This is a genomic window from Synechococcus sp. MIT S9452 (assembly GCF_047304245.1).
GTDB lineage: Bacteria > Cyanobacteriota > Cyanobacteriia > PCC-6307 > Cyanobiaceae > RCC307.
Map to the genome: position 1 here is coordinate 1,091,887 of NZ_CP138956.1, position 18,633 is coordinate 1,110,519.

At 57.2% G+C, this 18,633-nt stretch carries 39 protein-coding genes; 16 read left to right on the forward strand and 23 right to left on the reverse strand.

Features of this window, described 5'->3' with window-relative positions:
• Positions 1 to 52 precede the first annotated feature (52 nt).
• The gene (locus SIB46_RS05640; protein WP_413297540.1) at positions 53 to 310 is read left to right on the forward strand and encodes a DUF2973 domain-containing protein; all 258 of its coding nucleotides are present in this window, start codon (positions 53 to 55) and stop codon (positions 308 to 310) included.
• A gap of 164 nt (positions 311 to 474) precedes the next feature.
• On the opposite strand, the gene SIB46_RS05645 is transcribed toward SIB46_RS05640, so the two are convergent.
• The 3 genes from SIB46_RS05645 to SIB46_RS05655 all read right to left on the reverse strand — a co-directional run bounded on the left by SIB46_RS05645 (position 475) and on the right by SIB46_RS05655 (position 1,571).
• Positions 475 to 792 carry a hypothetical protein gene (locus SIB46_RS05645; RefSeq protein ID WP_413297541.1) on the reverse strand — a complete coding sequence of 106 codons (318 nt, stop codon included), beginning with the start codon at positions 790 to 792 and terminating at the stop codon, positions 475 to 477.
• 45 nt (positions 793 to 837) lie between these two features.
• Positions 838 to 1,233, reverse strand: a complete 396-nt coding sequence (locus SIB46_RS05650) for a hypothetical protein (protein WP_413297543.1) — start codon at positions 1,231 to 1,233, stop codon at positions 838 to 840.
• An 89-nt stretch (positions 1,234 to 1,322) separates the two neighbouring features.
• A complete protein-coding gene (locus tag SIB46_RS05655) occupies positions 1,323 to 1,571 on the reverse strand; it encodes a PCP reductase family protein (RefSeq protein WP_413297544.1) in 249 nt (82 codons plus the stop codon).
• A gap of 60 nt (positions 1,572 to 1,631) precedes the next feature.
• Between SIB46_RS05655 and SIB46_RS05660 the strand changes: the two genes are divergently transcribed.
• Both SIB46_RS05660 and SIB46_RS05665 read left to right on the forward strand, forming a co-directional pair.
• Complete coding sequence (locus SIB46_RS05660) at positions 1,632 to 1,799, forward strand: hypothetical protein (RefSeq protein WP_413297545.1); 168 nt, start codon at positions 1,632 to 1,634, stop codon at positions 1,797 to 1,799.
• A 49-nt stretch (positions 1,800 to 1,848) separates the two neighbouring features.
• Positions 1,849 to 2,097 carry a 2TM domain-containing protein gene (locus SIB46_RS05665; protein ID WP_413297546.1) on the forward strand — a complete coding sequence of 83 codons (249 nt, stop codon included), beginning with the start codon at positions 1,849 to 1,851 and terminating at the stop codon, positions 2,095 to 2,097.
• 218 nt (positions 2,098 to 2,315) lie between these two features.
• Here SIB46_RS05665 and SIB46_RS05670 read toward each other — a convergent pair whose 3' ends face one another.
• Together SIB46_RS05670 and SIB46_RS05675 are read right to left on the reverse strand one after the other, a co-directional pair.
• Entirely contained in the window at positions 2,316 to 2,687 is a 372-nt protein-coding gene (locus tag SIB46_RS05670) for an AbrB-like transcriptional regulator (protein WP_413297547.1), read from the reverse strand.
• 260 nt (positions 2,688 to 2,947) lie between these two features.
• A complete protein-coding gene (locus tag SIB46_RS05675; protein ID WP_413297548.1) occupies positions 2,948 to 3,376 on the reverse strand; it encodes a thermonuclease family protein in 429 nt (142 codons plus the stop codon).
• A 658-nt stretch (positions 3,377 to 4,034) separates the two neighbouring features.
• Between SIB46_RS05675 and SIB46_RS05680 the strand changes: the two genes are divergently transcribed.
• Positions 4,035 to 4,919, forward strand: a complete 885-nt coding sequence (locus SIB46_RS05680; RefSeq protein ID WP_413297549.1) for an isocitrate lyase/PEP mutase family protein — start codon at positions 4,035 to 4,037, stop codon at positions 4,917 to 4,919.
• Positions 4,920 to 4,923: 4 nt separating this feature from the next.
• Here SIB46_RS05680 and SIB46_RS05685 read toward each other — a convergent pair whose 3' ends face one another.
• Positions 4,924 to 5,064 carry a hypothetical protein gene (locus SIB46_RS05685; protein ID WP_413297550.1) on the reverse strand — a complete coding sequence of 47 codons (141 nt, stop codon included), beginning with the start codon at positions 5,062 to 5,064 and terminating at the stop codon, positions 4,924 to 4,926.
• 241 nt (positions 5,065 to 5,305) lie between these two features.
• Between SIB46_RS05685 and SIB46_RS05690 the strand changes: the two genes are divergently transcribed.
• The 3 genes from SIB46_RS05690 to SIB46_RS05700 all read left to right on the forward strand — a co-directional run bounded on the left by SIB46_RS05690 (position 5,306) and on the right by SIB46_RS05700 (position 6,049).
• Positions 5,306 to 5,524: a hypothetical protein gene (locus tag SIB46_RS05690; RefSeq protein ID WP_413297551.1), complete on the forward strand. Its 219-nt coding sequence runs from the start codon at positions 5,306 to 5,308 to the stop codon at positions 5,522 to 5,524.
• An 83-nt stretch (positions 5,525 to 5,607) separates the two neighbouring features.
• Complete coding sequence (locus tag SIB46_RS05695; RefSeq protein ID WP_413297552.1) at positions 5,608 to 5,841, forward strand: chlorophyll a/b-binding protein; 234 nt, start codon at positions 5,608 to 5,610, stop codon at positions 5,839 to 5,841.
• A gap of 55 nt (positions 5,842 to 5,896) precedes the next feature.
• Positions 5,897 to 6,049 carry a hypothetical protein gene (locus SIB46_RS05700; RefSeq protein WP_413297553.1) on the forward strand — a complete coding sequence of 51 codons (153 nt, stop codon included), beginning with the start codon at positions 5,897 to 5,899 and terminating at the stop codon, positions 6,047 to 6,049.
• On the opposite strand, the gene SIB46_RS05705 is transcribed toward SIB46_RS05700, so the two are convergent.
• The 6 genes from SIB46_RS05705 to SIB46_RS05730 form a co-directional block, all read right to left on the reverse strand.
• Positions 6,008 to 6,274, reverse strand: a complete 267-nt coding sequence (locus SIB46_RS05705; protein WP_413297554.1) for a TIGR02450 family Trp-rich protein — start codon at positions 6,272 to 6,274, stop codon at positions 6,008 to 6,010. The two genes, SIB46_RS05700 and SIB46_RS05705, sit on opposite strands and share 42 nt — an antisense overlap.
• Positions 6,275 to 6,294: 20 nt before the next feature.
• The gene (locus tag SIB46_RS05710) at positions 6,295 to 6,717 is read right to left on the reverse strand and encodes a hypothetical protein (protein ID WP_413297555.1); all 423 of its coding nucleotides are present in this window, start codon (positions 6,715 to 6,717) and stop codon (positions 6,295 to 6,297) included.
• A 101-nt stretch (positions 6,718 to 6,818) separates the two neighbouring features.
• A complete protein-coding gene (locus SIB46_RS05715) occupies positions 6,819 to 7,079 on the reverse strand; it encodes a hypothetical protein (protein ID WP_413297557.1) in 261 nt (86 codons plus the stop codon).
• 30 nt (positions 7,080 to 7,109) lie between these two features.
• Entirely contained in the window at positions 7,110 to 7,361 is a 252-nt protein-coding gene (locus tag SIB46_RS05720) for a hypothetical protein (protein ID WP_413297558.1), read from the reverse strand.
• A gap of 138 nt (positions 7,362 to 7,499) precedes the next feature.
• The gene (locus SIB46_RS05725; protein ID WP_413297559.1) at positions 7,500 to 7,847 is read right to left on the reverse strand and encodes a hypothetical protein; all 348 of its coding nucleotides are present in this window, start codon (positions 7,845 to 7,847) and stop codon (positions 7,500 to 7,502) included.
• 85 nt (positions 7,848 to 7,932) lie between these two features.
• Complete coding sequence (locus tag SIB46_RS05730) at positions 7,933 to 8,202, reverse strand: hypothetical protein (RefSeq protein WP_413297560.1); 270 nt, start codon at positions 8,200 to 8,202, stop codon at positions 7,933 to 7,935.
• A 136-nt stretch (positions 8,203 to 8,338) separates the two neighbouring features.
• On the opposite strand from SIB46_RS05730, the gene SIB46_RS05735 reads away from it, so the two are divergent.
• The gene (locus SIB46_RS05735) at positions 8,339 to 8,701 is read left to right on the forward strand and encodes a hypothetical protein (RefSeq protein ID WP_413297561.1); all 363 of its coding nucleotides are present in this window, start codon (positions 8,339 to 8,341) and stop codon (positions 8,699 to 8,701) included.
• A gap of 86 nt (positions 8,702 to 8,787) precedes the next feature.
• Entirely contained in the window at positions 8,788 to 8,970 is a 183-nt protein-coding gene (locus tag SIB46_RS05740; protein WP_413297563.1) for a hypothetical protein, read from the forward strand.
• Between the two features lie 669 nt (positions 8,971 to 9,639).
• On the opposite strand, the gene SIB46_RS05745 is transcribed toward SIB46_RS05740, so the two are convergent.
• Both SIB46_RS05745 and SIB46_RS05750 read right to left on the reverse strand, forming a co-directional pair.
• Positions 9,640 to 9,798, reverse strand: a complete 159-nt coding sequence (locus SIB46_RS05745; RefSeq protein WP_413297564.1) for a hypothetical protein — start codon at positions 9,796 to 9,798, stop codon at positions 9,640 to 9,642.
• Positions 9,795 to 10,271, reverse strand: a complete 477-nt coding sequence (locus tag SIB46_RS05750) for a cupin domain-containing protein (RefSeq protein WP_413297565.1) — start codon at positions 10,269 to 10,271, stop codon at positions 9,795 to 9,797. Before SIB46_RS05750 ends, SIB46_RS05745 begins: the two co-directional genes overlap by 4 nt.
• Before the next feature lie 102 nt (positions 10,272 to 10,373).
• Between SIB46_RS05750 and SIB46_RS05755 the strand changes: the two genes are divergently transcribed.
• A complete protein-coding gene (locus SIB46_RS05755) occupies positions 10,374 to 10,580 on the forward strand; it encodes a YqaE/Pmp3 family membrane protein (RefSeq protein WP_413297566.1) in 207 nt (68 codons plus the stop codon).
• Between the two features lies 1 nt (position 10,581).
• Here SIB46_RS05755 and SIB46_RS05760 read toward each other — a convergent pair whose 3' ends face one another.
• Complete coding sequence (locus SIB46_RS05760; RefSeq protein WP_413297567.1) at positions 10,582 to 10,815, reverse strand: hypothetical protein; 234 nt, start codon at positions 10,813 to 10,815, stop codon at positions 10,582 to 10,584.
• Between the two features lie 64 nt (positions 10,816 to 10,879).
• On the opposite strand from SIB46_RS05760, the gene SIB46_RS05765 reads away from it, so the two are divergent.
• Complete coding sequence (locus SIB46_RS05765; protein ID WP_050815441.1) at positions 10,880 to 11,104, forward strand: TIGR03894 family protein; 225 nt, start codon at positions 10,880 to 10,882, stop codon at positions 11,102 to 11,104.
• Positions 11,105 to 11,274: 170 nt separating this feature from the next.
• On the opposite strand, the gene SIB46_RS05770 is transcribed toward SIB46_RS05765, so the two are convergent.
• The 3 genes from SIB46_RS05770 to SIB46_RS05780 form a co-directional block, all read right to left on the reverse strand.
• The gene (locus SIB46_RS05770) at positions 11,275 to 11,460 is read right to left on the reverse strand and encodes a hypothetical protein (protein ID WP_413297568.1); all 186 of its coding nucleotides are present in this window, start codon (positions 11,458 to 11,460) and stop codon (positions 11,275 to 11,277) included.
• A gap of 310 nt (positions 11,461 to 11,770) precedes the next feature.
• Positions 11,771 to 12,457, reverse strand: coding sequence for an SDR family oxidoreductase (locus tag SIB46_RS05775; RefSeq protein ID WP_413297569.1), 687 nt, complete (start codon positions 12,455 to 12,457; stop codon positions 11,771 to 11,773).
• A gap of 23 nt (positions 12,458 to 12,480) precedes the next feature.
• Positions 12,481 to 12,720, reverse strand: a complete 240-nt coding sequence (locus SIB46_RS05780; protein ID WP_413297570.1) for a hypothetical protein — start codon at positions 12,718 to 12,720, stop codon at positions 12,481 to 12,483.
• Between the two features lie 113 nt (positions 12,721 to 12,833).
• On the opposite strand from SIB46_RS05780, the gene SIB46_RS05785 reads away from it, so the two are divergent.
• Positions 12,834 to 13,025 carry a hypothetical protein gene (locus tag SIB46_RS05785; protein WP_413297571.1) on the forward strand — a complete coding sequence of 64 codons (192 nt, stop codon included), beginning with the start codon at positions 12,834 to 12,836 and terminating at the stop codon, positions 13,023 to 13,025.
• 284 nt (positions 13,026 to 13,309) lie between these two features.
• The gene (locus SIB46_RS05790) at positions 13,310 to 13,519 is read left to right on the forward strand and encodes a hypothetical protein (protein WP_413297572.1); all 210 of its coding nucleotides are present in this window, start codon (positions 13,310 to 13,312) and stop codon (positions 13,517 to 13,519) included.
• On the opposite strand, the gene SIB46_RS05795 is transcribed toward SIB46_RS05790, so the two are convergent.
• On the reverse strand, positions 13,516 to 13,956 hold the full coding sequence (locus SIB46_RS05795; protein ID WP_413297573.1) for a DUF2721 domain-containing protein: 441 nt from the start codon (positions 13,954 to 13,956) through the stop codon (positions 13,516 to 13,518). The genes SIB46_RS05790 and SIB46_RS05795 overlap by 4 nt on opposite strands.
• A 206-nt stretch (positions 13,957 to 14,162) precedes the next feature.
• A complete protein-coding gene (locus SIB46_RS05800; RefSeq protein ID WP_413297574.1) occupies positions 14,163 to 14,783 on the reverse strand; it encodes a Coq4 family protein in 621 nt (206 codons plus the stop codon).
• Positions 14,784 to 14,919: 136 nt separating this feature from the next.
• Between SIB46_RS05800 and SIB46_RS05805 the strand changes: the two genes are divergently transcribed.
• A complete protein-coding gene (locus SIB46_RS05805; RefSeq protein WP_413297575.1) occupies positions 14,920 to 15,249 on the forward strand; it encodes a hypothetical protein in 330 nt (109 codons plus the stop codon).
• A gap of 447 nt (positions 15,250 to 15,696) precedes the next feature.
• Here the strand turns inward: SIB46_RS05805 and SIB46_RS05810 are convergent, their stop codons facing one another.
• Together SIB46_RS05810 and SIB46_RS05815 are read right to left on the reverse strand one after the other, a co-directional pair.
• Entirely contained in the window at positions 15,697 to 15,906 is a 210-nt protein-coding gene (locus SIB46_RS05810) for a hypothetical protein (protein ID WP_413297576.1), read from the reverse strand.
• Positions 15,906 to 16,172: a glycine zipper 2TM domain-containing protein gene (locus SIB46_RS05815; protein WP_413297577.1), complete on the reverse strand. Its 267-nt coding sequence runs from the start codon at positions 16,170 to 16,172 to the stop codon at positions 15,906 to 15,908. The genes SIB46_RS05810 and SIB46_RS05815 overlap by 1 nt, the downstream gene beginning before the upstream one ends.
• 320 nt (positions 16,173 to 16,492) lie before the next feature.
• Here SIB46_RS05815 and SIB46_RS05820 point away from each other — a divergent pair, with 320 nt between their 5' ends.
• Positions 16,493 to 16,741: a hypothetical protein gene (locus tag SIB46_RS05820; protein ID WP_413297578.1), complete on the forward strand. Its 249-nt coding sequence runs from the start codon at positions 16,493 to 16,495 to the stop codon at positions 16,739 to 16,741.
• 140 nt (positions 16,742 to 16,881) lie between these two features.
• On the opposite strand, the gene SIB46_RS05825 is transcribed toward SIB46_RS05820, so the two are convergent.
• A complete protein-coding gene (locus tag SIB46_RS05825; protein WP_413297579.1) occupies positions 16,882 to 17,472 on the reverse strand; it encodes a helix-turn-helix transcriptional regulator in 591 nt (196 codons plus the stop codon).
• A gap of 456 nt (positions 17,473 to 17,928) precedes the next feature.
• Here SIB46_RS05825 and SIB46_RS05830 point away from each other — a divergent pair, with 456 nt between their 5' ends.
• Entirely contained in the window at positions 17,929 to 18,633 is a 705-nt protein-coding gene (locus SIB46_RS05830) for a peptidylprolyl isomerase (protein WP_413297580.1), read from the forward strand.

Below are 18,633 nucleotides of genomic sequence, written 5' to 3' on the forward strand. Positions count from 1 at the left end.
ACCACAGCGGCTGATTGGTCGCGCCAACATTGATCGATCCGCGGTGGTTGGAATGTTCGCTGTTTTATACGGGATCGCATTTTTCGTCCTGCTGGGGTGCGCCTTCATGCAGATGCGCCAAGGCTGGAGCGCCAGGTCCCAACAACCAAGGGCCAACAACTTGATGCGTGATCGCACGGGCCTGAAAACCATTCACCCAGAGCTCCTCGATAGCCATGGGGAGTTGATCAAAGACGAGCTGCTCACTGTCAGCTTCGAGAACGTCTCCGATGGCCCCTTCACCTCACCAGGCGCCCAACCCGGCTACTGATCTCACCTCTGCTCTGGTGAATGGCTTCTGAAACCTCGATGAGTTGCCACCAGCAGGGCGCCAAACGGCCTTAGAAAGGTGAGCAGATCGGAAGCAAGCAGCCGATCGGACGAAGCAACTGACGCTCTGGGTGAGTCCCCAGGGCGTTTTTTATAGCCATGGGTTCACCAACCGCCGGGCTGGCTAGCTGGCTGACCGCCCTGGAACACTGTGAGGATGTAGCCGCCACGCTCAAAGCGGATGAAGTCATTGCGGTTTCTACGGGTGTAGTAGCGGCCCTGACCTTCTGCTGGAAAGTCAAACGCCCAGCGCTCGCCCATCCAAACCTGAACATTGCCAAACGCTTGGCGGAAGTCGCAGGGACCTTGCTCGACCTGAGCAGGTCCATCTCGCCACATCAACGAGCACCAGGCTTGAACGATTTCAGCCTGAGCGGGTGCTGCGCAGAGAACCGTGGTGATGGCAATCACAAGAGGCCTCATTGGCGCTTTGCCCATGGACTCAATCCACTGTGCAACAGCACACAATCAACGTTGCTTGAGTGAATAAGTCGTATACGAACAGGCGATTGGTTGACCAGTAACCGAGATCATCTCGGTGTGGGTCTTCGTCCCCACGATGCGGTAGCCATCACGCAGATAGGCATTGATTTGATCAACACTCATGGAGCCAGGGCACGCTTCATCCCAACTGGTGAGCACGCGAATCGTGATCACTGAAGCTTGAGAACCAGGGGTTGCCTTCACCCCTTCACCGCGGCAACGAATCCCTCCGCGCGTCAGCCAACCATCGAGGCAAAACTCCTCCTCATCCTCTTGGTACCGGCCATCGCCATTGGCATCGAGAAAGCAGAAGGTGGTGTTGGCAATCCGAATGCTGCCGCAGGGGTGAAGACTGCTGGCCTGCGCAGGCGGTGCTGTCAAACAGAACCCCAAGCAGATGAGCCAACCAGCCCCAGCCTTGAGCATTGAGCCCAAACAGTCCAAGCCTTTCAAGAGCTGCCTGCGCTGATTCACTTCGGCCCCATGTTGGCTTTCGCCTGTTGATAAAAGCTCAGGTCAATGGATGATCGGTTCTCATCAGCAGCCATCGACTCGACACGCCGGCGCACCGCTGGCCTCACAAAAAAAGGAACGTCCTTCTTCAGGGCCTCCAAAGCATCGTCATTCCAGTTCATCAGAGTGTGCCCTTCGCCACTGCAGGACCTTATCGATTCAACGAAACCAATTGTCTCCAATCGGTTTCTCAACAAAGCGGCCAACCGCTGGATAATCTCCAGGAACAATCAACTCGGGTGATGGATCCTTTCTTTGGTGTGCCCATGCCCGTAACACCCCCTGCCGAAGTGCGCGCCTGCATGGCCACGCAACTCGGCCAAGACGTTTTCCTCAGTCGCGGCGGGCCCTCAGGCAACGTCACACCAGCTAGAGGCGAGATCACCCAAGATGAACTCAACATCGCTCACCGCTTCTGCACAACGCTGGAATGACACAGCGGCTTGGATTGTCTACCTCTAGGAGAGCCCAAGCGCCCACGGCATGGATTCCAAAGACGTCGCGATCAGACGAATCAGAAAAAGAAAAAAGCTCAATAAGCAGTGGCAGGTGTACTTGTTCGTCAACCTCATCCTGCTGATGGTGTGGGGGCTATCAGGCGGCGGCTATTTCTGGCCAATTTGGGTGATTGTGTTCTGGGGCTTGAGCCTGGCCTGGGAGCAATGGCGCTTTGATCATCCAGAAAAAGCCATCACCGACCAGGAGATCCAAGATGAATTGAGCCGCATGTGAGCGGCCATAAAAAAATGGGGACAGGAACCACCCGCATCCCCACGCACTCATGCAGTCCCCAGTGGGGACAAATGCAGTTTGCAGATTGGGCTTGGCCTTGAACATCAAACGATTGGATTCGTTACCAGCCAAATCCAATTCCCTAACAGCAAAAAGCCCCCGCCAGAGCAGGGGCGCAGAGCGAGCGATAAGGCTCAGAGGCAATCAATGACGGGCGATCAGCCCTCGTCGGTTTCCTCTTCTTCGCCCTTAGGAACCAGGGTCACGCCCTTCTTTTTGGAGAGCTTGATCTCAAACTCATCGCCGGGGACAAGATTCAACAGAGCGGTGTAGGCCTTACCAACCAGCAGGTTGCCGTTGCCTTGTACAACAGCTTTGTAGGAGAGCTTGCGGCCGCCTTTGCCAACGCCGCCGCCAGAGCCGATACCAACACCCTTGGCTTCCAGCAGTGCCTCATAAAAAGCAGTGAAGTTGAGCCGGTCAGACCCATCTTTCTTTTGAGAGACATAGCCACAAGCCTTGACAACTTCAGACTTGCTGGCTCCTCCCATGTCTTTGACTTTTGCGAGAAGCTCTTCGCCGGTGAGCATGGCTAATGGAGTGGAATGAATTGTTTATAACGCGTCGCCGGTTCCTGCCAAGGGTGGGGAGTGCGCTAATTCACCCAGCACAAAATCAGTGAATGCGCAACTCCTTGCGGTGATTGTTGAGCCAATAAATAACAGCAACCAAGGCAACGACTGAAATCAGGGTGGACATGTTGTCTTCTGCTCAACTGATCAAGCCCTACTGCTGATGCGCAGCGGCCTCAAGGGAGACATCCGACCCTGGAAGGCCGGTTGCCCGCCTCTCACAGCAAGGCCCAGGGGCACTGGCTGGCGTAACGATCAAGGATGCGGGCATGGCCGCTGGCCACCATCTCCTCACCGATATTGAGCGGCCACAGGTAAATCTCCGCGACAGCGCGGCCATAGCGGTCCTTGCCGATGCGCCGGATCAAAACCTCTTTGCCCACCACCAACTCCCGCAAGTAGTCACGTGAGGCCTGCGCCAGTTGTTGAGTGTGTGGCGGACCGGTCAGCTCGGGGGCATCAATGCAGGCCAGGCGGATTGCTTCACCGCTGGTGGTGCGGCATGTATCACCGTCATGGCAGCGATCAATCCTCACCGTGGGAGCAGCCGCAGCCGGCAGCCACAACAACATCAAGGCCAAGAACACGTGGCCCCAGGCCCACAACGGGCCTGTTGGTTTCGCTGCGCCATAGGGGCAGAGCTTCACCCGAGCATGGGCTCTGCCAATCCTTGGGCTCAGAGGTGGGTGCCGAGGTTTCCTCATCGCCATCACCAAGCGGGTCCACCCAGCTGAAACCTTGGGTGAAGCCATCTCGGCTCAGCCAAGACCGCAGGTTTCTTTTATGGAATGGCCCCGCCAAAGGCAATAGACAGAAGAGCCAGCCCAACCAGCCATGTCGTCTGCTGTTTCCGCCCTGGCCCTGATTGTTCTGATCTACGCCCTCAATGCAACAGCCGTTGCCAATGAGGGATGAGGGCTAGGCCCCGTGACGCCAAAAGACTGCGAATAACACCACAGAAGCCAGCTGACCGGCAAGCACGCTGGAGCGGATACCCAGTCGCTTGAGGGCCGAGCGGGTCGTTGCTTGCTTCAACCAAGCGAGCTCTGAATGACTAGAAGGGGGATTGGAGTCGTCTCCAGGCATGGACCTGGTCCATGGTGTTGTCGCAGGCATCAGGCTTGCTCCAGGCGGGGTGGTTTAAGGGCTACATCTCCCGTTGATCCTTCCAGCTCTGCTGGCTCGGTGGGGTGAAGTCAGCGTGGGATCTTCCTGAGGTTTTGCCTACACAAGTGCATCTATCTCTTCACACGCAGGCGAGACAAGAGCAGAGATTGGCAGCCTGGCAGGAGCTGTTCGACAACCATGGCAACCCCAAAACGTGGCGCCGAACATCTCAGGGGGTTGTTGGCGCAGAACACCTGCCATGTGATGCCCTGTTGCTTCGATGCACTGTCAGCTCGACTGGTTGAACAGGCGGAGTTTCCGCTCACCTTCATGAGCGGCTTTTCTGTGGCAGCAGCACGGGCGGGCTTGCCCGACACGGGCTTACTGACGGTGAGCGAAATGCTCGATCAAGGCCGATCGATTTGTGATGCCGTCAATCTGCCTGTGATTGGTGATGGCGATAACGGCCATGGCAATGCCGCCAATGTGCACCGAACGATGCATCAATTTGCCCGAGCTGGATTCGCCGGGATCATGCTGGAAGATCAAATCTCACCCAAGCGCTGCGGCCACACCGGGGTGAAAGCAGTGGTGGAGCGCGAACAAGCGCTCGAACGAATCCGCGCAGCCGTTGAGGCCAGAGAGCAGGGCGCTGATCTTGTGATCATTGCCCGCACCGATGCACGCTCAGCGCTGGCGGCAAGCCATGGCGAAACACAAGCGCTCGAGGAAGCGCTCTGGCGCCTCAATGCCTTTGCCGATTTGGGCGCTGATGTTGTGTTTCTCGAAGCCCCACGCAGCGAGCAGGAAATGGCTCGCTTCTGCCGCGAGGTGCCGGGCTGGCGCATGGCCAACATGCTGGAAGGGGGGCTCACCCCCTGGCTGCCGCCCGATGCCTTGGCGGCCATGGGCTTTCGTTTGGCGGCCTACCCGCTGACGCTCTTATCCGCAGCTGCATTCGCCATGAAAACAGCGCTCTCGGCCTTGCACTCAGGAACAGAACCGCAACAGCTCCTCAGTTTTTCCGAGATCAAAGAGCTGGTTGGCTTTCCGGCTTACGACCAGGCTGCAAGCAGCAACTAGCCACCTACCAGATCTGCTGTTGAAGCGGGTGTGCGGCCTCCAGACCATGGCGCCCGGGGTGTGGTTCAGCTTCAGCGGTCAACACACCAACGCTCAAAAACAGCAGCCAACTCAGCGCATCAGCGAACTGAGGTCGTCGAAACATGCCTGCGCTCACCACTGCGGGAAGAGTCGCCGAAAAGCCAGCAGGCTTTCTGCGCTGTTCTGGTGATGATCGTCTGAGACCTTGCTAAGGCCGCCCAGCCATTGCGCTCAGCGCTGCCGCCCTTTGGCCTTTCTCGTCCCTCCGTAGTGGTCAAGAGGCTGTTGGGATTGCACCGGCCAACACCAAGGGCAGATCGCCATCCATACACGCCGCCACAGCGGGCATCGGCCAACATTGAACGATGACTGAGCGCACCAGCGATCGACTGCCGCATTGCGGCTGGGTATACGGCAATGGGCAACCGCCTCAGCCGTTTCTGATCACGGCCACCAATGCCGATGGCTCAGCGGTTGGCTACCGCGCTGGCAACAACCAAACCATCCCCGCTGGGGAGTGGTTTTTTGAACTGCCAGCCAGCGATGAAGACCAAGTTCAGTGGGCTGAACTGTTGGGTCACTAAACCGCACCTGCCTGTACGGCTTGCCCATCTTCATCAGCGCGCCAAGCAGCTCTAGACCGATCAAGTCGTTTCTGGAGAAGCCAATGACCACAGCAACGCTTCCCACACCAACCGGACTGATCACCACCGATGGCGAAGGCCACGGCAATGTGTATGCCCGCGAGCCAAAGATGGAATACGCCGCAGCCGATGCAGGCTGGGGATTTCATGAGCGCGCCGAAAAGCTCAACGGCCGGCTCGCCATGGTTGGCTTTGTTGCCGCACTCGCCACAGAACTCCTCACCGGCGAAGGCTTACTGCACACCATTGGCCTCTAGGGGCCACGCCACACACGCACGCACTCACTCAATCACTCTGTTGAAGGAGGACGCCATGACCAAAGCAATCGATCCCTCAGCAACCAGCAACGCCAACCAGCAGCACAACACGAAACGCAGGCTCACCACCTTGGGCCTGGTGGCCAAGCAGTTCGCCACCGATGACCTACTCGGGCAAGGGCTCTTGCTCAGAGCCCTCGGTTTCTAGGGCTGGCTCACTCGGCAAGTTCTCGACGACAGGCTGAAGTCCACTGCTCCACAGAGCTGGATCACACAGATCCCGCAGCGGCAGACGCAGTCGTTGGGTGGCATCCAACACAGCCACCAACTCAACCCAACGCTCCGGCGAGCGCCCCCCTTGTCCGACCACACGAAAGTGGCGAAAGCCAAGTTGCGCTTCAACGCTTGTCCAGTGCTGGGCCAACTTGGTCATCCACCGAGTGTCCCACTGGCTCAGCGCCTGGGTGAGCGCCGCTCAACCCACTCCAAAGGAGCCAAGCCCAGTTCTTGCCTGATCGGATTGATGTAGGCGTAGTACTGCTCGCGCAAGGCCGAGCGGGACTGCCGAGTTTGTTTGAGGCAACGCTTGAAGGCCAGTTTGCTGGTGGCGCGATCCACGCATTGCTTCTCCTGCTGCATCAACGCAGCACGGCCGGAGTAGCTGGTTTGCTTCCATCGCCTTTGGGCTTGAAACAGAGCTTCGCGCTGCTGATCACTCAATGGCTCTTGGCGCCTCCAGAGCAACAGCGGCGTTTTGGCGATGCGCATGGAGCCAGCCGCTGGCGAAGCGGCAGCGGTTGCAGTCAGCAGCTCAAGGCTGAAAAAAGCCGCTGCAACAGCCAAACAACCGATGCCAATCGCTGAAGCCGTTTTCATGGCGAGATCCCCAATCAAGACATCTGACGCTCCCACCGGCTGATGACCCAGTTCTGAATGGATCTGGGGGACGGATGACTGAATTTGACTCGCGCAGAGCACTACAGAGACGTGACCTCGTCTTTATCGCCATCCAACAAGCCATCGATGAACACAGCCGCGCGGCTGAGGGCCAGCTCGTTGACTTCTTGCACGGCTTGGTTGAGGCGTGAGCGGGTCTGCTCCGACATGTAGGCCTGCTTCAAAGCCATCGACGCCTTGAAGCGCTCGGCATCGTTCAAGCCCTCAAGGCAATCGTCAATGGATTTGGCGAATAGGGCACCAGCTATGGCCACCGCAGCTGAGGGAGAAACGTTGTTCATCCCCGCATGATGCGTACTTCTGTACCACCGTCAAGGGGTGGTGGGGCCGTCCAGCAAGTCGTCAATCAAGATTGCCGCACTGCCTTCGGCTAGGTCGTAGAGCTCTTGAATCGCAGCACCCACACGCTCTCTGGTTTCTGGGCTGATGAAGTCCGGATCCAAGGCCATCGAAGCCTTGAACTGCTGAGTGGGATCCAAATGCTTCAGGCAACTCTCAAGCGAATCACTCAGCAGGGCAGCGGCCAGGGTGATCGGCGCCGAAGGGGCAATTTGATCGTCCATCAATCCACCGTGATGCGTTGAGGTAGCAACTGGACCGGCCGGGCGGTTCGGTTCTGTTGTCTGCAGCTGTGGTTCGGGTCTAACCCCAGCCCGAGGAACCACGCCACCAATTCGAAACCCACCGGCCCACAGAGCAGCTCAAATGCTCTGCCAAGCCAAGATCCCTCGCGGAATAAACCAATACGAAATGAGCTGAAAATTTTTGCCCAACACATAAGAACGGAAAAAGTCCCTCAGATCTGACCAGTCATTGCGATAAGGAGTTGGGTAGAGAATGGTGCTGATCACAGCAAAAATCACCACGTGCAAAAAGTTGCCGGCGGGGTGATGGCCAAGCTGAAACCCCAGCAACCGGGCTTCGCTGTTGACGCTGAAATCAAGCCCAAAATGGTCGTGGAGTTTGTCGTGCAGCTCGGTGCACTCGCCAATGCCAGGAATCCAATTCTCGAGAAATTGCACATAGGGATCAGGACCTGACTCCGGCATCGCCCCAGGGGAGTTCACGCCATTGAAAGGAGCCCGTCAACACCTTGATGTAGCCAATTCATCCATTCGCCCCGGCCAAGCCAAGTCAAGCGCCAGGGGTTGGCTCCTGATCGTCGCCGCAATCGAGAACCGCTTCAAACAAGTTGGCCGTGGTGTGCTGGGTAAATCCATGGATCTCGCGGACCGCGAGCGCCAGGGATTCCTTCATGGCTTCCGACATGCAGTCAGGCCGCAACGCCAATTGCAACTTGCTGCGCTGCAGGGGCTCGAGCTCATCAAGCTGGTTTTGGATCACCTCACGCAGTAGGGCGCCAGCAGCGCAGATGGAGGTAGGGATGGCTTGGCGGTTGTTCATGGCTCAATGGTTGCTGGCCCCCAATCCAGCGTCACCGGCCAGGCACGTTCGGCTTCCACGGTTCGGTCGCAGCCAGTGGCCCTTGAATGCGATCAACCAGAGCTCTTAGACCAGAGAGATCCATCCCTTGCTGGCCATGCTGCGATCAGCTGCTATTGGACTGAGCTTGGCGCTGCTGCCTGCAGCTGGCCTGGCTGGGCTCTCGGATTTTGATCGCACCGCAGAGCGCGTGGCCACGGCCATCTGCATCGGCGTTCACACCGATGCCTCTTACAACCAAGCTTGGGATCAGGGCACACCAGATGCACGGGCCAATGGCCTCACGGTGGATCGCATCGAAGCGGTGAAAGCCAGCCAAGGGGTGGAGGCGATTCAAAACAGGGCCAACGAAATGATTCGCGACGTGGGCTGCCAAGCGCTAATTCCCGAGCAGGCCTACGGCGTGTTTGGGCCCTACAAACCACTGGGACCCAGCTCATTTGAAGGTTTCTACGACTGATCAAGGCGCTGTAACGGAAAGGATCAGTCGCTTGCAACAGGCGACGCGCGATTCAACCTGAAATCACTGGTTCATGCGAGGTGCCCATGGAGCGCCACCCTCCCGACATCCGGCAAGCACTCTTTTTCAGCGCCAGCGCTATGGGTGTTGAAGCCATCGACGATTGCGAGCACACCTTTGCCAACGACCCCAGCCAGGCCATTGCCGGACTGGGCGCCGCCGTGGTGAGCTGGTGCGTCATGGTGGAACGCGCCCTCTGGATGATCTGAACCGCTCAGAGCCGCGCACGAGCGAAATGACAACGCGCCGCCGCAAACAACGACACGTAGAGAAAAAAGGCGCCGTATTTGGTGTGCGCATTGCCCACGATGAAGCGCTTAAGCAGGCTCACGGGTTAACAAGCAAAACACCAACTCATGCAGCTGATCATTGAGGGCTTTGATGGCTGCCTCTTGATCCGCCAAGCGGCAGCGAAGATCGTCAAGTTGCTCAGAGGGATCCAGTTCACCTGGAGGTCTGCCAGGAAACAACGGAATGACCTTGGCCATTGATGCAGTGATCCACGGATTGATTGACCTTGCCGGCAACAGCTCACCAGGCCATGACTCAACCAAGCGCAAGTCTTTCCGGCTGTGTCTGTTGGCTGAATAGCGCCTGAGAAGCCTTAAAAGCGCCTGAGAGCCCCATGGCGAGAGGCCTCCCTGTAGGCAATTTTGGTAACAATCAATACCAACTAGCAAGCATTAATACCGATAGACGCGGGCTTTTCCTTCGCATAGGTTGATTACCCAATTCCAGCCGGAGGCAGCCATGGCAACCATTCCCGCGATCGCCTGCGCTGCCACAGCCGCTGCAGGCTGGCTGTTGATGTTGATCTACGCCCAACAGCACATTCTTTAAACAAGAAAGACCCGAACTTCGTTGTTTGTTCGAAGGCTCTAGTTAGCCGGAATCGTGGGTTGATCTTGAAAATCAGGTTGCTTCTCCAGCGCTTCTTGCTCCCAGCGCCCGGTCGATGTGGCCATGATCGCTGCGGCAATGGCGAAGATCACCAAAGCCAACACGGAAAACGCCCCGTAGGGAGTCCGCCGTGTCATGGGGCTGGAGTCACGAAGTTGGTGGTGGGCAAGCCTTGTTTGGAGGCCACCGCCACAAACACCACAGCTGGCTCCTCACCAATGTTTTCAACGGTGTGGGGGCCTCCCTGATCGCTTTCCACAAAGGCCTGGCCAGGCCCAAACGTATTGACCTGATCACCCCTGGTATGGCGGATCTGACCTTGTGAGACGTAGGCGATCAACGGCGCAGGGTGGGTGTGGAGGGGAACACTGCCGCCAACGGGGAATTCCACGCGCAACAGGCGCAATTCAGCCTCTCCCTCTGGATACGTGAACGCTTTGCCGCTCAACCCAGTAGTGGTTTGAAGGATTGGCTTGATTTGCAACTCCTTGGTTGCTGATGCGTTGCCGCTCTGGGCCGCTGGCTTGTTCTGATCAAACGCCGCACACCCGCTGAGCCCCAAGCCAATGGCTACAAGGCCAGATGCTGCCACCGAAACCAGTTTGAACATGATGCCGCCCAGGATTGGATGCATCCATCAAAGGCCCACTGACCTCGAAGCAGCAAGGTGGTCGCAATCGAGCTAAAGCAGGAGCAGAGCCTTCTCAAGGTCATGCTCGCCGATCTTTTGCGCATCCTCCTGGCGTTTTTTCTGCCGCCGCTGGCTGTGGCCACCCAGGTGGGCGTTCAAGCCAGTGCGTTTTGGCTGAACCTGATCTTCTGGCTGTTCAGCTTTGGCGGGCTGGGATTGCCGGTCCTGGCAATCATGTGGCCTGTGGCTGTGATCCACGCGCTGTACATCATCATCACGCGCAAATAAATCAGCAGCTTTTGGTGAGTCGGCGTGTGCGCCGAAAATTCTCCATCTCATCAACGCCAATGCGGCAACCCTCGGCTCGATCAGCGGGCTGATCGGGCTGGTCGGGCTCCACCGCTTGCTGAGCCACAACGCCAGGGGCCCAAATCAACAGCATCAACCCAATCACCAACCAATACTTGGGCTTCACAGCCGGCATCTGCCCTGCCAGCTCATGACCATCCACTACGAGAGTCATTCAGGTCTTAGCTCGAGCGGCTGAGGAGCCACAAGCTAGGTTGATGGGCTCTAGTGCAATAGGAATGGCCACAGACAAAGAGCTGATCAAAGAGGCGGGCCAAGAGCTCTGGAACACCGTTAAGAAGCTGCGTCCTGGCCTGCCGAAAGAAGCCCGCTCCCAGCTGGTACTCAAAGCTCTGCTGACCATTGGCGATCTGCCCGATCAACTGCAAGCGTCGATGGTGCTCGGACAAATTGCTGATCAGGAGCCCGATGAGGCACCTGAAAAAGAAGGCGCCAAAAGCTGACGCCGCTCAATCACCAGAAGGCATCAGCTGATGCCGGTTGCAGTTAGCGGGCTGGGGCCTCGAGGTGAAGGCACTGCCAGCCCTACCGGTGACACCCCAGCTCCTGCTGCCTGGGGCAACTCCGGTGACTTCAGCTTGTCGGCGCTTTGAGCGGCGAGCTGTGTCAGCTCTTACTTTCCAACAAAATCAGCGCCACCCCAAAGGGCATCTTTCTCCAAATTGGCAACAGACTCAGTCAGAGAATGAAGCTCGGCTATTTGAGCTCCAACTGAAATCGTGCCCTGACTGAAATCGTCTGGCTGCACAAGTTGCAGCGACGGTTGTGATGCCATGTCCTGAGGCAGGGATTGGTTCATCACTGGCGCAAACACATTCATTATGTTTTAAGGCAGGTTGCTATTGGCTTCAATGCAAAAGGATCAATCGTCAAACAGGCGACAACCCAGAGCATTGGGTCGGTCAGCGCATTCTTTCTCCCAAAACTGATCGTGGGATTCATGCGCCAGATCATGCAGAGGTCGTGGCCTGGAACCCATTGGAGTTACCAGAGGCGCTAGAGGATTCACCACACAAGCCATGGCATCAATCACTGTCTTTCTCCCGGCTACTTCCGGTCTAAATCGTTCTTAGACCGGCGCCATAGGGACAAACACTCCAAATCACTGCTCAAACAGGTTGAGCGAGCCATTCCCCAAGGCTGCGGCGCCGCTGCTGGGCTGAGCTGGTGATTTCAATGATGCGGCCGCCAGCGTCAGGCTCGTCCAAAGCATCCAGACACACCTGAGCCACCAGACGCCTGGGAATGCTGCTGCTTGTTTGTTGATCAGCACCACTAAAGACAACCCCTTCCTGCCCACTGCGGCTGTCGTCTTCACTGAGGCCGCCCGGCCGAATCACCGTCCAAGCCAGTCCGCTCTGCTCAAGCCAGCGCTCACCAAGCCGCTTCCAGAGCAGGATCAGCCCAAACAAGTTGAGCGGATGGCGCCAGCGCCCAGCGCAGAGCGAGCTCACCAAGACAACCCGAGACAGGCCAACCGCTGCGCAAGCCCTGAGCTGAGAGCGCACACCAAAGGCATCCACCTGAAGGGGCCCCGCCAAATTGATCGACGGGCGTGCACCGGTGGCAATCACCAGGGCTGAGCAGCCGTTGAAGGCATGATGCAGAGCCTCCGCGGTGTTGAGCTCAAGCCTGAACACCTGCAAACGGCCCTGTTGCTCAGCTTCGGCAAGCGGGGGCGGCAGTGTCGAGTTGGGCCGCACGATCGCTCTCACAACCCACCCCCGCTGCAGGGCTTCATCGACAACCCGCCAGCCGGTTTTACCGGACGCACCCGAAACGGCGATTGGCCCCATGGGAACAGCTTCTCCAGTCAGTCCTAGTCAACCGCGTCCTTCAGGCCATCGGCGGCTTGGCGGCAAGCAACCGGATGCGCCTTGGCCATGGTTGGATCGTTTTGGCAGAGGCGATGCCAACCCTCTCGGGTAAAGCACTGGGGCAAGATTGCTCGGCAGGCGATTTGCGCATCATCCGGCAGAAAGCGGATGCCATCAGCGCGGGCCAGCGAGGCCAATGGCAGCACCATGGCCAACACCATCACGCAGCGGAAATAGCCCATGGCGACAAGCCTCTAACCACCACCAATGTGGCCGGTCTAGAAAAACCCTGAAGCCAGAGAAATATCAGCTCACGACTGCACACACTTCAGTTGTGAGCTGTCATTCAACGTCCATGGGCTGGATGCAAAACCTGTGGGGCCGCGACATCTACGCGCGCATGGCACGTCTCTACCGATTGGGTCAGCCCGACACCAAGCGCATTGCAAGGCTGCGGGCGTTCGGCATGTCGCAACGCCAGATCGCCAACAACTTGGGCCTCAAGCCTGAGCTGGTGAACAAAAACGTCGGCCGCTACTACTCCTGAGCAATCAGCTGCCATAAACGCAGCCAAGCCAAAACTCGGGTCATGCTGATCAGACCCAGGCCAATACAGATGGGGCAATGCAGTGGTCCCACGGCCCCATCATCGCGGCATCAACCAAAGATCCAGCCCATTGCTGTTGAGCTGTCATGGAATGGAAAAGGGGGTGATGACGTGTCCACCCCGATCCATCGTGACGCAAAAGATTATTTGCTGAGGTAGCAGAAAAGCCCAGATTCCACTTCTCCCTCAGGGGCTTTTCACGCAACCCTGATCTGCCGCTTCAGGTGCCCAGGGGCGATTGGGGCAACGATGAAGAGATGTCAGAGATCACCTACCGCAAATGGCTCAAGGCCTTGCGCTTTGAGGTGGTGCCAACTCAGGGCGGTGTGTTGTTCATCGGGCCCAATCACTTTTTCAGCCTGCCCCACGAACCACGCACCAAGGCTGAGCGCAAAATTGCGATCGCCCACATCCGGGCTCTTGGCAAGCTCTAAGCCGAAAGACCGATGCGGCGAAGCTGCTGGGATGAGACACGCAGCTGCCTGAGGAAAAACACACTGGCCACGATCACGCTCAACATGGCCAAAGCAAACAAGGGGGCCAAGGTCAAGGTGAGATCAATCGCTGGACTCACCAAGCTGATGAAGATGATGAAGATCACCAGCGCGATCAGCATGATGGCGCTGGTCAGCAGGGTGATGGCTCGAGTTGAGAGCGACACCCGATGCCGAAGCACACTTTTTTCATACTCGACCTCATCAGGAGGAATGAGCACATCGCGATTCTCTGCTGAGAGTTCCCGGTAGCGATCAATGATGCGTTGACGCGTTGCGGTGATGCCATTGATCAAGTTGCTAATGGCCACCAGCAGAAATGCCGGAGCCATCGAGATCTGAATCGCCATGCTCAGATCGACCGAGGGATGGTTCACCGCACACGACAACCCAACATCGACAACGTGGCTCGGCCTGGATGTCGGTGTTTAAACCAGGTGCCGCTGTGTAAAGCGGTCCTACTAGGTATTCATCACGACTGTTTTTTCCTCTCAGCCTCGTCATAACAGGTGCACCAAGGGAGCGTCGAACCTTTGGTACTCCGACAAGTGGGCAATGAGGCGGGCCTGGGAACCCGCCTTTTTCATGCCTGCGACTGCGGCAGTTTGAGCTCTGCGCGCCACTCACTCAAGGGCCGCTGCCAGCCATCCTCGAGCTTGCGTCCCACCACACATTCAGCCTTTAAGCCCATCTCAAAACCGCGGCTGATTGCATGCAAGAGCGCTTCTAGCGGTTCGTCATCTTGAAGGGTTTTGAGCATCCCACCAAAAATCAGCAGCACAGCCAATGGCGATCGATTCTGCGCCAGGTTGAAGGCCTGCAAACCAATTTCACCCACTCCATCAACCCCAAAACCGGTCAACACATGAACGATGTCATGGGTTTCTTTGAGGCGATGAACGATGAAGTCTTGATCACTGGTAATCGGCGCCGGGTCGATCAAGGTCTGTGGCGTGATGCCCTGAGCTTTGAGTTGTGAGGCATAGCACTGTCCCAAGCTCCCGGCTGGTAGCTGTTCGAGTGCATCAAGGTCGATGGCGGCAGGACGCCACTGCTCCTGAATCATGGCGGCGATGCCTGGCTCACTGAGCATGTTGCGCATCATTTGAGCCGCCAAGGGACTGCCCTGAACGCTGGCCGCCACGGCGTAGACGCTCTGCAAATCATCCGGATGCTGCAGAAATTGACCCAGTCCCTTCAACATCCGTAGGGACTGCAGGCGCTCCTTGAGGTTGAACAGCACAGAGACCGACGTCAGTGATACCCAACCCCTAGCAATGAACCGGCCATGGCAAAGCCCATGGAACGCAGTAGAACAAAACGCATGGAAACGGGAACCGATGCGAGGTGCTCTGATCGCGCTCAGCCTGGGGGCAGGACTTGGGCTGCTGAGCGCTTGCAGCAACACAGCGGAAGCCGAATCCAAAACAGCCTGGTGTGCGCTGTTTCGGGAAGGCGACAACAGCGCTGAACTCCCCGAGCCGGTGCCATGCCAATTCAGCCAGAAGCAGGGCGATGTAACCGTCAGCATCGATGGACAGCGCTACGACTTTGCCGCCAGTGAGCAGGGCAAGACCTACCAACGCGATAACCACAGCCTGGGCATTGGCTTTAGCCGCCAAGACGATTTCACGCTCGTGGTTTTCTGGGACGATCCACGCCAGCAGTAATCACGGATATGTCAGCACATGCTGAAGCTGTGCTCAGCACTGCAGATTAACCGCCCATAACTCACCAATATTCGACGCAATAAGCCAGGTCGATGATGTCAGAGAGTGCCGAATTACTCGACCATTTATTAGAAGCAGTCGGCGCGGTTGCTTGCTCGGCGCAATCCCCCATCCATCGCGCCGCAGCCCACAAAGCCATGGGAGAAGCCCTGCAGATTCTGCAATCGGCACCCATTGCACCGCTCAACAGCCTGCCGACGCAAGCCACGACCCACGCGGCTGGGGTCGAGGGCGGTTGGCATATCCGCGTTGTCAAGTGCCTGCCAGAGCAATCCCATAGGGAAAAGCACAAAAAGCAGCTACAGCCTTAAGCGCAGTTTCGCACTTGTCGTGATGCGGAGACAAACAAACGTGTCTGTCGCTGTTGCAACAACTCAAACGCTTTTGTCAACAAAAATTAGTGCAGCAGCGCCTGAATTCATGCAGCCGAGCATTGCACTCTCCCTGAATCAGCACCTTGAACTTGAGCAAGGTCGCCGCAATTTGGATGGCATCGATGACCTTCAGCGCCTCAAGGCCATGGCCAAGGAGTTCTTGTTGAACTGGCAACTCGAACGAGCCGAAAGCAAGCGCATCATTCATCAGGAATTGGGCCATCAGCCCCCATCGATCTGACAACCAAGCAAAGCCCCACCAACCGCGCCGACCGGCACCCCAATCCAACGGGCGCGGCCACGTGTGGCCAAACCGCCAATGCCAGCACCAATCAGGCCACCAGCAATGGTGCCCTCGACGCAGCTGTTGGTATCAGAAAGAGGAAGCTCCGGCGGCAGCTTTGGTTGCTCAGGCTCAAGTTCAGCCAGGGCTGCAGGCGGGGTCAGCAGAACGGCTGCCATCAACAACCCCCAGGTCTTGGCTGGCATCAGTCCACCACATGTGCTGCTGAAATCGTCTCGTTAGCAGCGCAGAAAGCAAGCCATAAAAAAGGGCGGAACTCCTGTCAGGATCCCTACCCCCTTTTTTGGTGTTGTGCCAGATGAAACCAGCATTCATGTCATAGCTGACATGCCGGGCCAGAACGGTGTGGTGAATAACCTTTTCATAAAGAAAACCATGTTCTGCTCTCACAGAGCTGGGCTCAAGAGATCGAGTCTTCATTTTTGATTTCGACAGTTGAAATTCTCTGGCCTGTCTGAGCCACGGGCTTTTGAAGCGCCATAACTTTCAAGGACGTCATTGGGCCATGGCTTTGTTGCACGCCGAGACCACCACAATGGATCGAGCCACCTGGGTGATGCGGGCCAAACGCGAAGCGGTGCGCCGCCATGGCGATCGCTGGGGAATCGCCCACGACCGCACCACAATCAAATTGCTCTTCCGCTGGGACATCCTCAGCCGCGAAGAGCGCGATGTGGCCCTGCGGGAGCTCAGCGAAGAACTCCACAACAAATGCCAGGCCAACCCAGGCATGGGCAAGTTCCGTTTTTACTGAGCGTTCACCGACAACACAATCAGCACCAGCACAACAGCACCCATCACCAGGGCCACTTGCCAGGCTTCCGAATCGCCGTTCATTGCTGAATCGCCAACCAGCCCCTTCGATAGCAAGCCGGTTGGCAACCCACAGCCCAGCTAGGCAGCAGCCAAGGCAAGCTCGGTTCTGTTTTTCACTTCCAGCTTGCGGAACAAACGGCGCAAGTGGCTCTCCACGGTGCGCTGCGACAAACACAGCTCAGAAGCAATTCGTTTGTTGCTCTTGCCCTCACGAACCAGCGAAAGAACGCGATCTTCAGCCACAGAAACGGCCGGCTTGTCATCGGCAGCCAGCTGATGCTGACGGCTGCGGCGGACATGAAACGCCTCACGGAGTTGGCGCGCCACAAGTTGAACAGGATGGCTGGACAAACCAGGAGAAGCTTGCCGCTGTCCTGGCATTGAGGTCACAGGCAAGACCGAAAGACTTCGGTGGCTCGTGCCGAGGACCGAGCTCAATCGCTGCCAGAGATCAAGGCAATCAAAGCTATTGATCGATGCAGGCAGTGGCATCGCCCGCAGCTTGGGAGCAATGCGCGCTAACTGCCGAGCTGCATCACGCCAACCCCCATAAGCCAGGCCATGGAGCCCAAGCCCATTGAGGGCAGCAACAACGGAACGACGAATCAACACATCTGGATCGATCACAACCACAAGGTCGTGATGCACAAGCACAACAGTTCCGGGCATACGCCTGAGCTCTTTTGCAGAACAACAACGCCCAAGTACCCACAAATGCCCAAGGACCAAAAGTCCAATTGCGGGTCAGAGGATTTTTAAGGATGCTTATAGAAATTGTCAAGCAAATAATCAGGCTTTTCTCAGGCAAGCCTTTTGAGAAAATGCTCCTGCAAAATAAAAATTAAGGCAAGTTCAAATGCATGCTTATTAGTCTTTCCCGCAATCAGATAAGCCAACACCTGATCTCAATATCCCCTGAAGAGAGGCCACAGCTTGCTTGCGATTTCTCTCTAACAAAAGGAAATTCGGATTTAGGCCAAGCCCCAAGGCTTCAAGCCAACAAAGTGGGCCTGTAGAAAGAAAAAGGCGCTGCTGCAGAAGACGCCAATTTCATCCTTTTGGGGGATGCCACCAATCTTCAAGCGGATTAAAGGTGAAAGGAACCCAGAGAAGCCAATGAAAGCCATGCAAGCGATCCAAAGCTTCAGCGCTGACCAGTTGGCTTGCTGGGGCCTGTTGCGCCAAGTCCAACGCGAGGAGTTGGTGGACACCTGCATCATCAACATCCAGCCTCCTGCCGCGGAGCAACGTCAACCACTTTTTGAGCAGTGGTGTCAGCGGCAAAACATCCACTCGCCCGACGCCCTCAAGCGCTGGCAGCAGAAGCAAGGCCTGAGCCAACAGCAGTGGCAGGAGCTGGTGATGCGGCGCTGGCGTTGGTTGTGCTGGTGTGAGCAAACGTTTGAAGCCAAGCTCAATAGCCATTACCTCGAGCGCAAAAACCAGCTCGACAAAGTCAGCTACTCCCTGTTGCGCGTTAAAAGCCAACACCTCGCGACCGAGCTGCATCTGCGCATCAAAGAAGGAGAAGCCAGCTTTGAAGACATTGCCTCGGAGTATTCCGAGGGCCCTGAGAGCCAGCAGGGCGGCCGACTCGGCCCCGTGCCTCTGAGCCAGCCTCACCCCATGCTGGCCAAGCTGCTGCAGGTCAGCACAGCGGGCCAGCTCTGGCCCCCCAAGCAACTCGAGAGTTGGTGGATTGTGGTGCGCCTCGATGAGCTGCACTGCACCGAGCTAAACGCTGCGCTCAAACAACAGTTGCTGCTCGAACTTGGAGATCGCCATCTCGAAGAACAGCTCGCAGCCACTGAACTGGCAGGCCAAGCCTGA